Here is a 13,065-nt window from a genome sequence, read left to right as displayed (position 1 = left end):
GAATCCTCCTTTTAACGTGTAAATGCTGCTGGTACACCGCCATCAATGGTCATCATGCAACCGGTTGTTTTTTCGGATTTCGAAGAGGCAAAGAATGCGATTCCTTCCGCAATATCTCTTGGATAGATATTCACGAGCAATGTCGTCCGTTTGCGGTAATACTCTTCCAATTGATCGGGCTCGATCCCGTATGCCGCTGCTCGTTCATTTCTCCAGGAACCGTTCCAGATCGCTGAACCCTGTAGAATGGCATCTGGAAGAATCGTGTTGACACGAATGCCATACTCTCCGCCTTCTGCTGCAATACAACGTGCCAGATGTGCTTCCAGCGCTTTCGCTGAGCTGTAAGCCGAGGCACTTTTACCTGCATACACCGAGTTCTTTGACCCGATAAATACCATGCTTCCACCAATACCCTGCTGTTTCATCAGCTTGAATGCTTCGCGAGCAACAAGGAAATATCCCGTACCCAGTACATTCATGTTCAGGTTCCATTCTTTCAGGGAAGTCTCGTCAAATGGGCTGGATGTGGCTAATCCAGCATTATTTACGATGATATCCACTCCGCCATATTGCACTGAAACATCAGCATACGCAGATTGAACGGCTTCCTCATCGGTCACGTCCATTTTCAGCGCATAAGCACGATTCGCACCGTACTGATCATTGATTTCCTGTGCTACCTTCTGTGCGCCCTCCAGGTTGAGATCAGCGAGCACCACATGTGCGCCTTCAGACACCAGTCTACGTGCTGTTTCACTTCCGATCCCGCCTGCTCCACCTGTGATAAACGCCACTTTGCGCGAAAATTCCGTTTCGGCGGGAGCCAGAGACAATTTATAGAGTTCCAGCGGCCAGTACTCCACATTGTAAGATTCGTTTGCACTGAGTGATACGAATTGGCCCAAGCTTGTAGCCCCACGCATGACGGCGATCGCTCTGTGATACAACGCACCGCTTACTTGAGAGAGCGCCCAGCTCTTGCCTGTGTTGATCATGCCCACACCTGGAATGAGGATAACGCGTGGTGCCGCTTCGAACATGACATCACCTTCGTTTTTGTTGCTCTCAAAATACTGCTGATATTGCTCTTTGTAGGCGGCAACGCCTTCCACCAGCTTGGCTTGCAAGCCTTCAATATCATCCGCATCCGGCGTCCAGTCAATGAACAGAGGTACGACTTTGGTATGTACCAGATGATCCGGGCAAGCCGCACCTACCTGAGACAATTGCGGAGAATCCGCTCCGCCCACAAAAGTAAGTACATCCTCCTGATCATCAAAGGACAATATCATTTTTTTGCTATCCGATACCGCCCCACGAATCGTTGGCATTACACGTGATACGATCTGACGACGAACCTCTGCGGCAAGTGCCGGGTGTTTCACACCACCGAACAAGCTGCCTTCGTTCACCCGAGCTTCGATGAATGCTTCCGCTTCATTGATGATCTTGATTGTCTGAGCGTAACATTCCTCGGATGTTTCTCCCCAAGTCACAAGTCCGTGTTTTTCCATCAATACGAGTTCGGCATTTGGATTCGAGAATACGCTTTCAGCAATCATTTTGGATAACGTGAATCCTGGACGTACATAAGGTACCCATACAAAACGATCACCGTAGATCTCTCTCGCCAATTCCTTGCCGTTATGCGCACAGCACAAGCTGATAATAGCATCCGGGTGAGTATGATCCACATGCTTATATGGAAGGAACGCATGCAGCAGAGTCTCGATGGAGGCACGCGGGTGCTTGGCATCAATCATGCAATGACCCAAATATTCAACCATCTCTTCATCCGACATGGATTCACGTTCAATTAATGGTCGAATATCTTCAAGTCCAAGTCCCGTAAAATGCTTCGCTTCCATGGAACCGAGGTCAGAGCCGCTTCCCTTCACATACATTACTTCTACATCACGACCCCGAAAATCCTTTACTGTCGTTTTGGTAGACGTATTGCCACCGTAGATGTTACATACACTGCGATCGGATCCAATCAGATTGGATCGGTAGACCAATTGCTCCAGTCCTGTTGATTTCTCAGATGCCTGCGATGCATTCCATAAACTCTGTACCATTCGTTTCCCTCCGATAATGTTTGTTTTATTCCTAATCCGAGTTTATCATCTTTGTTTTGTTTTGAAAACAAAAGATTTTAAATATAAACGGAAAAATTCAAAAGTATTCATGGATTAAGCACTTTTATTAAAAAAACACCCTGACATAACCGTCAGAGTGTTCCTGTTTCATAGGCGGATTAGAAAATCCCCGCTTTTTGGGAAGTGTTTTTGATACCATAGGTGTCATTAACGACGGTGTTGCCAAAGCTGGTCAAGCTTCCGTTCGGACCTGTAGCCATGTCCAGATAGTTCAGATTGGAACTGTTTCCGTACCACGACCAGGCAAGCCATCCTACCCCTTTTTCCTGACCATATCTCATGATGGCATATTCGTCCACGTCACCATTGGTATGGTATCCCCCGAATTCACCAATGATCAGAGCCAAACCTTTGTTCAGCACATTCTCCATGTTGGCTTTGACCGTTGCTGCATCTTTACCTGCATACTCATACATGTGAATGGAGAAGACCGTATTTTTCTGCGAATCGGCTGCAAATACACTTTGTCCATAATCCACGATGGATTGTGGGAACTGTCCCCATCCTGCTGCATCCACAATCAGCGTATTTTTAATTCCCGCATTTCTAAGTTTCGGAATGGCCTTCTTATATCCATCAGCCCAGGCACTTCCGTTCCACGTTCCATACCATTCATTGGCAATGTTGACGATAACTCGATCTTCTTTGCCAATCAAGGCTTCCTTAATACTAATCCAGTAGTTCACTGCCGCGTCCAATGAATTATAGTCATCTTTCCCTGTGGCATCATGTACTTCAAGTACAGCTATCATTTTATTTTGGTTGACCACGTTAATAATATTTTTAACAGAGTTCAGATCATCTTTGGTGTACTGAGTACCATTCGAAAGAACAATACGTACCGTGTTGGCACCTGTTTTGGCGATTGCAGGAATAGCGGTATTCAAATCATTTTTGAACCAGGAATGTCCGTGATTAACTCCTCTCATGACAAAAGGCTTACCTGTGGAATCGTATAATTTGTTACCGCTTACATAAAAACCTGTAGCCGCAGACGCTTTGGGGGCTGCACTCCCTAATACCATGAACATGAGAGCAGCAATAACCGTGAAGATTGTACACTTTTTCAGATTGACCATTCGTTTGGAACCTCCTGTATTTTTTTATTATTTCAATTAACCCTGCTTAAGCAATAAGTTAACTAAAATCGTTGGTTACCGAAGTAAACGCACCCTAATTGAACCCGAAATAATAACCTTAATTAATTTATTTATTTTGAGTTATTAAACCTTATCGATAAGGTTATGAACTTATATTAAAATGAAAACGCTTACTAGTCAAGCTGTTTTTACCATGATTAGGAAGTGTTTTCCCCTCACAAAAAAGAAGGGTCTCTCCCCTCATTGCCGTTCGGAGAAAGAACCTTCTGTATAATAAAAAAACTAGTTAACTCTTCATGCTAATCTTTGTCTTCTTGTTCACGCCAACACCAACCTGACCCGGTAATGTGGTACTACCCGAATCTCGCTAAACGTTCCGATCTCCACACCATTAAATCGTTCAACATAAGCCTGATTCACATAGCTCTCTGTCGTTCCTCTCCGGATTGGTGTAATGGACAGACGCAGAGCGTGAACGGCCAGCAAGTGGCGGTATTGCTTCAGACCGATCTCCCAACTATGACCATACTGGATATGATCCGTTAACAGCTGATGATGGATGTGAGCTGCAGCAACATCTCCATTGTAATCAATCTCAATCCATACATCGTCTACCTGTTCCGGCCATTCTGTGTCCAATCTCAGTGTTGCTGCATACTCTTTCGGATAATCAACCTCCACAGGAGGCTTGTAGGGCGTAACTTGGAATGTGTACGTATCGAATACTCCTTGCTTAGATTGAGATGAGACGGCATATTCAGAAGCGGTAATCTGTTCTGGTGCCGGATAAAAGGATACCTCCATCTCCGGTTGCTCCACAGATGTGCATATGAGCATCTCATTCTGTAGATACAGATGACTGTTACTGATTATAAGTCTCTCTTGTCCACCCACACGGAAACGGTAGGCATGCAAGGCCTCTTCACGAGTCAACGTAATGATTCGTATTCCCACACCATCCGATGTTGTGATTCGCAGATGATGGTCTTTGCCGGCAATCGGGTGTACCACAACTTCATTTCCCTGCTCCGATACTGTGCCTTCGTGCATATCAACATTCGTAACAGTTGATGTATCAATAACATACTCAGGCGTCATGCCTTCGTGGGCATAAAAGACAGCCGTAAGTTCATTATCCACCATAAATCGGGTCAGTGGTTGAACGGTAGCACTGACGATCTTTAAGCCATCCAGATTCATATGGAAAGGTAGAATGGCCGCCGAGCCGGATTTCAGCTGCATCGTCCCTTCTCTTGGATAAGAAGCAACCCCTTTGCTTGTATGCAGTTCCAATTGAATACCACGATCAGGCAGCGTTACATGATCCTGATAATTATTCATGAACAGAAATCCTGAGCCTGATTGTTGCCGAACAGACCAGCGCAGATCCAACGTGTTCTCCGGGGTTATCGATTGCTGACCTTCCGGTACAACACACCCCATTGGCGCAAGCAACTCACCGTATGCTTCCAGGAACATGGACAAGGTCCGAATGCGGTCATACGATTCACCAATACGTCCAAATTCTCCGAGTGGGGCTTGGTAATCATACGTCATTTTCGGCAATGCCTGCTCATTCATATATGAATTTTTGCCTATTGGATTGGTCCCCCCGTGATACATATAATACCCAACCAGATTGCTGCCGTTCGCGAGCTTCACAATGGTCATCGCCTCGACACTGTCCGCATTGACAACCGGACGAGCGTGATAACTGACCTGCATGCCACCAGCAAGCTCGCAATACGCAGCAGGGTACTCCAGACTGTCATAATCCACTTCTTCCACAGGGTTCATATGCAGATCCCGGAACAAATACTCCCGGCTTGGAGGCTGATTGGGAATCCATGGTGTGTAAGCATACCCCGCTAGCATGGGCAACGTTCCTTCTTCAGGCACCGCAGCATTGCCCCAGGCCGTCGCAGTATAGAACATCGGTTTCATACCGACTTCTTCGGCAATATGGCGAAGAGCCATCAGATGTTCTCGTCCATCCCGGCCGGAGGATATGTATTTTTCGCGTGTATACCCCCAGGCATCCATGGGTGCGCCAGCGTGCATGTACTCATTTTCCAACTGTACCCCAATAACAGGTCCACCCTCCTGGTGGAAACTGCCGTTGAGCTGACGGGCAATCTCCCGATATAATCGCTTGGCGTAATACAGATACCCTTCATCGTTCGACCTGACTTCGAATGGATAGCTGAATAGCCAATCCGGCATCCCGCCATTACGCACTTCCCCATGACAGAATGGACCAATTCGTACGATCAGCGGCAGTTCATGTTTACCACACAGATCCACAAAGTGCCGCAAATTCAGGTTTCCTGACCAATTAAATTCCCCTTCTTGTTCCTCGTGAAAATTCCAGAAGACATAAGAAGCGACGATATTCACCCCGCCTGCCTTCATCTTCAGCAATTCTTCCTCCCACTGCAAGTAAGCGAATCTGGAGAAATGAAATTCACCAACCACAGGAATATAAGGTTTAGCATTACGGGTCATATAATAGTTAGTAAAGTCATAAGACTCCCCTCGCGGACTTTTGCCGCCACTGCCAGTCATGCGGCCCGCACGAATCTCTTTATCTTCCGCATCCAGTATGAAACGAATCTGGCTTCCTGCTATACTATTATTCATGGAATATAACTCCTTCGTTATATGAGGATATGGGTGGGTCGATTATCGATGGAGGATTGCCCCTTGATGATTCGGGTTCTTCTCCAGTACCCGCTCCAACTCAAGTTTGGCTTCACTCGTCCGACCCAGTCCCAGAAGACCCAATGCCCGCATATATCGGCAATGTTCTTCATTTCGCTGATCTAGATCGTCATCGAATATTAGAAAATCGGGCAGAGATACCGCAAAGTAATCCATTCGGATGTGATCTTGCATATGTCTTTCGGCATAATCAATCAGTTTGTTAAACCGTCGGTTTGCTTCCTTCGTATTGCCAAGCTTCTGCCAAGCCAGACCCTGATAATAGATCCATTCCGGCGGCTGATCATTATAGAACATCGCGCTTGCAGGTTCGTTCAGGCCAATCGATGCTCTCTGGAAACTTTCCTCGGCGTCCTGTATATTGTTCATCTGCTGATACGCACAGCCAAGGTAATAGTACAATGGATTGTCACCGGCTCCCTCCAGCTTGCCCTCACCCAGATTCTCCGGATACTCCAGAGCTTTCTGTAACAGTTCCAACGCCTGTTCAGGTTGTTGTTTCTCCAGGTTCTGCTTCGCCAGCTCCGTTAACGCCGTAACGTATTGTCCTGTGACCTTACCTTCTCCACCTTCCCAAGGATGAAACATCCTTGTCTGAAGGGCATTCCATGCTTCCCGATGACTACCCTGCATATTCAATAAAGTTACCCACTCAATATACAGATCGTCACGGTGATGAACCAGCTCCATGTGATCTTCCAGCTGTTTGATTCGATGCTCGCAGGAATACCCTATCTTCTTGCGCAGTTGATCCAACTCGTAGAAGATCCGTGCATCCTGCGAATCCAACCGGAAAGCTTCCTCCAATGATGCGAGTGCTAGGTCGGGCCGATTCAGCTTGTTATAATAAGCCAGCCCCAGATTCCGATGTACCGTTGAAAATGTAGCATCTGCCTCACGCGAAGTTTCCCAATGGGAGATTGCTTCTTCGTAACGTTTATGATCATATAACCAATTGCCCAGGTAATAATGAGCACGCGCATCGTTCTGATCAGCCGCCAATACATCCTGAAGCACCAATAACTCAAAAAGAGTATTAGGAAAACAATAATCGGTTGGAGCAGCCTCCCCCTGCTTCTGACATTCCCCGGCCTGCTCCGCATCACCCAACTGACGATACAAGTAGGCTTGAGCATAATCAATCATCGGGTACAGTTGTGAGACTTCGGTTTTAACATAGGAAAGAACCAATAGTGCTTCTTCCCACAACCCGCTCTCGGCATAATCCGCGGCTAAATTCAGATAATTATGAACGTTTCCTCGCATGAGACGATGGAAATAATCACGAGCTTGGTCAGTTTGTTCTTTATCTAACGGTGAAGTAGCTCTGTTATAGATCAGGACTAATTCATGTGCGGCTCCAAATTCAACCGGGTCCAATTCCAGTGTCTCACGTGCATATTGGATGGCAGGTAAGTCTTGGCCCATTCGGCGTAGAAGAGCCACTTTCAGATGACGAGCCTTATAATTCCTGGCGTTACGGATCAGCGAACGTTCAATGTGATCCAGCGCTTCCTTGTCCCTATGTTGCGCTGTATCTATCTGAGCGAGCATATAATAGCCTGTATCTTGATACTGGGCAGACCATACGGCTTTATAGAGAGCTGCATAGGATTCTTCCTGTTTCCCCTGTAGTTTCAGACACAGACCGAGCTGATAATAAGCTTCACTATCATATGGATTCGTATTTTTCCACGTAAGTGACCCTACCGCCTGTGTGAAATGTTTCTCTGCATCTTGAAACAACCCTTTCCGTAGCAGCAATGTGCCATACGCAATGTTCAGACGAATATCCGTTGCATCACGCTTTAATCCTTCCAGATAATAAGATTCCGGTTCATACGTGGCATGCCGATATTGCTCCAGATGCAGACCCGCCAGATATAGTTGTTCATTGGTCCGAATCTCGGACGGGAGCGGGAGTGGTTTGGCCGGATCAGGTACTTCCTGAATCTCAGACCGTTCAGGCTGATAGGCCACAAGCAGTCTTCCTTCCGCAGTTCGAACAGTTAACTTCACCTGATGCCATTCATCGTGCCCACTCCACAAGAATGAAGTTTGATATACTTGCGTGGGTGAGATATTACATCTGTCCTGGAGATACACCGCGGTCGAGCCTTTTACTTCAATGGTCACTTGATCATAAACCGATGTAGCGTACACCATCACGGTTACTGTTCCTGTCGTTTCGTCCATTTCCAGGTTAACCGCTGCATCGATCGTTGCATTTTTGACCATGCCAATTCCTTTATACGGCATAAAATATTGCGAAAATGATTTGGCTTCATAGGGCTGTAACCATGTAAAATCAGGCTGATTATCGGTATAGATACCTGTCATTAATTCAATATAAGGACCATCCTCGTCCGTCAACTGGCGATCCCAGGCTTGCCCGAATGCCCCATTCCCCCAGGTCCATTGTTTCTTGCCGGGTGAGATATGGTGATTAGCTACATGCAACAAACCAGCCTGAACTCCATGGTCATAGCCGCCTACGAAATTATAATTCGACTTATACGCCATGTAGGATGTTGGAACCGGTATATTTTTGTAACGTGAAATGTCCACACCTTCGGAATAATCCATCTTATAGTACGTGCCTGTTGCGATGGGAAACCGGGATACATCCCGTTTGCCATGATCCAGCACAGCCGTTACATCTGGTGGAAACACAGATTGGGTATGATCATTGACGGCCACAGCCGGATTGGCCCACCAGAGAAAAGTTTGAGGTGCGGTGGTCCGATTGTATACCTCGGCATGGATTTCAAGATAGGCTTTGCCCGGATGCAATGTGAAGCCCGCAGTCATTTTGGTACCGTACATTCGATCAATCTCACCTACCCATACGGTAGCGCTTCCATCTTCATTACTGGCAAATGTATAGTCCACCGGACCAAACGTATTCGGCCGATGATGCTGTGGCCAGTTGAATTCAATTCCCCCTGAGATCCATGGCCCTGCCAGACCCACAAGCGCAGGTTTAATCACCCGGTTATAATATACAAAATCGTAATCGTTAGTCCGGTCCAGCGCACGGTAGATTCGACCACCCAGTTGAGGCATCATCTCAATACGTATATATTCATTTTCGAGGATAATTAATCGATATGACTTCATTTTTGCTTCATCTTCAATGCTGTCGATCACAGGATGCGGGTACACCTTACCCGAACTCCCCTGATAAATTCGCTTTTCAAGAAACATCGGATTTTTGTCCGGTTTACCTGTACCATAGGTTGGAATATCTCTGGTTTCTTCCCATATGCGAACGTTCGATTTCGCTGTCACGTGATTCAATTCCCTCACTCCTTGGCCTCGTGTATATTATGATCATACGCTCGAGTATGGAGGAAGAACATTGACATTAAGCGGTTCTTGATGGACGATCTTCGGATTCCCCTACAATCAAAGAGAGTACCTATCCACCCAATAAAGCAGTGAAAGGTACTCTCTGATCGATTCTGTTTAACTCATCTGCGTCGTGCAAAATCCACAAATCTGAACTTGTCCGGTCGATGCCTCGACTCCGTATACTGAAACTGACTGGCATCCTCCAGGTACACCTGGCTCCTCACCACAACCACATTGTGGAACCCTTCGAGATCAAGTAATTCCCTGTCCTCCGCAGTGGGTTCTTCCACCAAAATTTCCTTCTTGGCAAATGAAATGGATAGACCCAACTCCTGTTCAATGTACTCATAGATGGAATCATTACAGATTTCTTTGCTGAGACCCGGAACAAGTCGCTGGCTGATGTAATCTTTGTCCAGAATGACGTGTTCTCCATCTACTTTGCGCACACGTCTGATCTCCCAGACCTGTTCATTCAGACCAAAGTTGATTTTTTTGTGCAGCGCCTGATCCACTTGTTGCTCCTCGAAAACCTTCACATACGTTTGAGCCCTATGCCCCATTTTTTTGGCTAATTCCTTGAAGCTAACCAGACCTGAGATGGGAAAATCGATCTTGCGAATATCGAGTACAATCGAGCCCTTGCCTTGAATCTTCTGAATATAACCTTCTTCGTACAACATTTTCAGCGCTTTGCGAATGGTCTCTCGGGATGTTTGATAACTTTCCGATAGATCCAGTTCCGATTGAAGCAGCGTACCTGCCTCAATCTCTCCAGTCCGAATACGATCTGCAATGTCTTCATATATCCGGATAAATTTATTATTCATTATTCATCACCATTGTTCATTACCCTTTTTTATCATATTGGCAACCTATTATAGCATTAAAAGCCAATCAAGCGGTAATGACTTGCATCAGCTTATTCAAACGGAAGATTAGCGCTGCGGCTTCGGATCTGCTTAAGTGCTGCATAGGGCGGAAGCTAGATCAGGAAGGTTTCACTTCTCATCCCTTATCTTCAATAACGCCTCGTCCAATGCGCCAACGACCTTGTCACACCATACATCAAATTCCGGATCTTCGGTCTGTAATTCAGGATGCTCCAGAATATGCTCAATCGTACGTCGAATGCCCTGATCGGCTCTTGTCGTTGCTACAAATTCTGGAACAAGCCGTTTCAGCTTACTGTTATCGAACACAACGGTATTGGCTTTGTCCCCTAGCAAACCGCCGCGAAGGTCCTGATCACTGCATGCTGCCAAGAACTCAGAAGGTACATGTACCGCATGAAGCTTAACACCCAACACGTTGGCAATAATCTCATGAATCTGATTCCACGTGACGGATTCATCTGAGGTAATATGTACCGATTCACCAATCGCATGGACATTTCCCATAAGCCCGATAAACCCTTTGGCAAAATCAGTATTGTGCGTAATGGTCCACAGTGATGTGCCATCTCCATGAATGATAACGGGTTTTCCTTCACGTATGCGCTTGAGAACCTGCCAACTGCCTTGAGCACCATGAACACCGAGAGGTACTGATTGGTCCCCATACGTATGGCTCGGACGCACAATAGTCACGGGGAATCCATGCTCACGATATTGTTTCATCAGATAGTCTTCACACGCAATCTTGTTACGAGAATACTCCCAGTATGGATTCGATAATGGCGTCCCTTCCGTGATCCGATAATCTGCCAAAGGGGTCTGATACGCTGATGCTGAACTGATAAAAATAAACTGCTTTGTTTTATCTTTGAACAAACGGTAATCTCGCTCCAATTGAGACGGCACAAAGGCGATAAAGTCTGCCACAACATCGAATTCCAGATCAGCAATCAGTTCCGCTACGCGGGCCTCGTCATTAATATCGGCTTGAAGTACCTTGACTTCGGCCGGTAACTCATCATTACGATTACCCCGATTAATCAAATAGAGTTCACAGCCTTGCTGTGCAAGCATCTCCGTAATGGCCGTACTGATGGTGCCTGTCCCTCCAATAAATAACGCTTTCATTTCGCCACCTCCTGATCGATTTTACCCACTTTCCCATGATATCACGCACCAAAAAAAGGAGCAAAGCTCGGTAACCCGAAACCATGCTCCTTCTGCTTATACGACCTTAATCGTTGCGTATATCATATACATGCCGCAGTGAATTTCGTATTCTCCCTTGGGCAGGTCTTTGTCGACAGTATAATAATTGGCTCCCTTTTGCATGTATAGATCCATGCCAAGCTTTTGTGATCCCACCGATTTGACATGTGTCACCGACCGGGTCAGAATAAAGTTGATTTTAGTCGGCACGCCAGCTTTCACCTCAATAACGTCGGGTCCAAAACCATCGTTGCTTACGTCCACATCAATGACTTCATATCCTTTCAGATCCTCCGCTGTCTCCGCTTGTGCAGTTACCGCACTTCCCGATCCCGGGGACAGGTCTTTACCCATAAAATAAAACAAAAAAGATCCAAGCAATACGACAACCGTCAGGCCCAGTGTTAACCAAGGCCATGTTTTTCCAAACCAGCTTTTCATCTAAACACTCCTCATTCGATGTCTCATCAATATTCAATCAACAGACGGATGTATTCTTTAAGCATACCTGATTCGCATGACAATGAAAATGACCCCTCTGGGCTATTGCGGTTGAGCCAAATTACTTCAATAAAAAAAGCCTGATTTCTCAGGCTTATCTACGGGTATTCCCGCTCATTCTCCGTAATATCCCTTTTGGTAAGAATCAGGAATAGATCGGTTTACTTCGACTTCGTCTCATTCGTAATTTATACAACTCTGGCAGGGCTACACCAATGAGCACAATGATAACCCCGAACCATTGCAATCCGCTGACATGCTCATGGAGCACGATAGAGGATAATAATACTGCAATTGGAAGCTCCACTGCACCCAGAATTCCGGCCATGTCGCCACCAATATGCGGAACACCAATGGCGAACAGTACTGGTGGAATGAAAGCCCCGAAGAATCCGAGCAGTAGTCCGAACACCAATAACTGACTCCAGATCAATCCGTTAAAGAGGAATGTCGGCGGGAACAAAATGCACAGCAGGATCAATCCGCCTGTAACCATCCACGCACTGCGGAAGGCCGGGTGTGCAGAAGGAACTGCTTTGCCGCTGAACAATACGAACAGGGAATAACTTACGGCTGCCATTAGTCCAAGAGCAATACCCAGACCGTTAAACTCACCCAGTCCCTGTTCCAGGAAACCGGCTGCCAGCAAGGTTCCGCCGAATAGAATGATCAACGTCAGGAACGTGACTTTATCCGGACGTTGACGTTTGCTTATCGCTTGAATCAATACGCTAATCCATGTGAACTGGAACAACAGGATAATGGCAAGTGATGCCGGGATATAACGTAAAGACTGATAATAGACGAGACCTGTAATTACCGTTGGTGTTCCGGCAGCCATCAATAGCAAACGTTGTTTCCACGTCAACCGTTTGAATACCTGTGCCACGGCTCCTGATGTTTTTCCAACTGTTTGGGACTTGCGTTTTGTTCTAAATCGTGTGTATAGCGCCAGCATCCAGGATAGGAGAAAACCCGTAATCAGTTGTGCTCCCACAACCTCTCCAAGTTTATATCCTTCACCGTAAGCCAGAACCACAATCGTGGATAATATGCCATAGCTCATCGCTCCCGCGAGAACGGACAGATAATATTTCATTTGTGAATAAACCTCCTGATGAT

8 protein-coding genes are annotated in these 13,065 nt (G+C 46.3%); all 8 read right to left on the bottom strand.

Annotated features, from left to right (window positions below):
* Positions 1 to 11: 11 nt before the first annotated feature.
* The 8 genes from M1D71_RS12335 to M1D71_RS12300 all read right to left on the bottom strand — a co-directional run bounded on the left by M1D71_RS12335 (position 12) and on the right by M1D71_RS12300 (position 13,042).
* On the bottom strand, positions 12 to 2,081 hold the full coding sequence (locus tag M1D71_RS12335; protein WP_458126673.1) for a bifunctional aldolase/short-chain dehydrogenase: 2,070 nt from the start codon (positions 2,079 to 2,081) through the stop codon (positions 12 to 14).
* Positions 2,082 to 2,260: 179 nt separating this feature from the next.
* Positions 2,261 to 3,193, bottom strand: coding sequence for a glycoside hydrolase family 5 protein (locus M1D71_RS12330; protein WP_458127227.1), 933 nt, complete (start codon positions 3,191 to 3,193; stop codon positions 2,261 to 2,263).
* A 387-nt stretch (positions 3,194 to 3,580) separates the two neighbouring features.
* On the bottom strand, positions 3,581 to 5,902 hold the full coding sequence (locus M1D71_RS12325) for a beta-galactosidase (protein ID WP_458126672.1): 2,322 nt from the start codon (positions 5,900 to 5,902) through the stop codon (positions 3,581 to 3,583).
* Between the two features lie 42 nt (positions 5,903 to 5,944).
* Complete coding sequence (locus tag M1D71_RS12320; RefSeq protein ID WP_458126671.1) at positions 5,945 to 9,283, bottom strand: DUF5107 domain-containing protein; 3,339 nt, start codon at positions 9,281 to 9,283, stop codon at positions 5,945 to 5,947.
* A 173-nt stretch (positions 9,284 to 9,456) separates the two neighbouring features.
* On the bottom strand, positions 9,457 to 10,167 hold the full coding sequence (treR, locus tag M1D71_RS12315; RefSeq protein WP_413409215.1) for a trehalose operon repressor: 711 nt from the start codon (positions 10,165 to 10,167) through the stop codon (positions 9,457 to 9,459).
* A 171-nt stretch (positions 10,168 to 10,338) separates the two neighbouring features.
* Complete coding sequence (locus tag M1D71_RS12310) at positions 10,339 to 11,361, bottom strand: SDR family oxidoreductase (RefSeq protein WP_458126670.1); 1,023 nt, start codon at positions 11,359 to 11,361, stop codon at positions 10,339 to 10,341.
* 96 nt (positions 11,362 to 11,457) lie between these two features.
* Complete coding sequence (locus tag M1D71_RS12305; protein WP_458126669.1) at positions 11,458 to 11,883, bottom strand: cupredoxin domain-containing protein; 426 nt, start codon at positions 11,881 to 11,883, stop codon at positions 11,458 to 11,460.
* Between the two features lie 205 nt (positions 11,884 to 12,088).
* Complete coding sequence (locus M1D71_RS12300; RefSeq protein ID WP_458126668.1) at positions 12,089 to 13,042, bottom strand: EamA family transporter; 954 nt, start codon at positions 13,040 to 13,042, stop codon at positions 12,089 to 12,091.
* Positions 13,043 to 13,065 lie beyond the last annotated feature (23 nt).

This window comes from Paenibacillus sp. Z3-2 (assembly GCF_054161325.1).
The sequence above is the reverse complement of the archived record's forward strand: the minus strand, read 5'-3'. Positions and strand labels throughout refer to the sequence as shown.

Bases quoted from the DNA above. Each gene is read 5' to 3' on its own strand.
- M1D71_RS12335 (WP_458126673.1), bottom strand. From the start codon at position 2,081: ATGGTACAGAGTTTATGGAATGCATCGCAGGCATCTGAGAAATCAACA.
- M1D71_RS12330 (WP_458127227.1), bottom strand. From the start codon at position 3,193: ATGTTCATGGTATTAGGGAGTGCAGCCCCCAAAGCGTCTGCGGCTACA.
- M1D71_RS12325 (WP_458126672.1), bottom strand. From the start codon at position 5,902: ATGAATAATAGTATAGCAGGAAGCCAGATTCGTTTCATACTGGATGCG.
- treR (WP_413409215.1), bottom strand. From the start codon at position 10,167: ATGAATAATAAATTTATCCGGATATATGAAGACATTGCAGATCGTATT.
- M1D71_RS12310 (WP_458126670.1), bottom strand. From the start codon at position 11,361: ATGAAAGCGTTATTTATTGGAGGGACAGGCACCATCAGTACGGCCATT.
- M1D71_RS12305 (WP_458126669.1), bottom strand. From the start codon at position 11,883: ATGAAAAGCTGGTTTGGAAAAACATGGCCTTGGTTAACACTGGGCCTG.
- M1D71_RS12300 (WP_458126668.1), bottom strand. From the start codon at position 13,042: ATGAAATATTATCTGTCCGTTCTCGCGGGAGCGATGAGCTATGGCATA.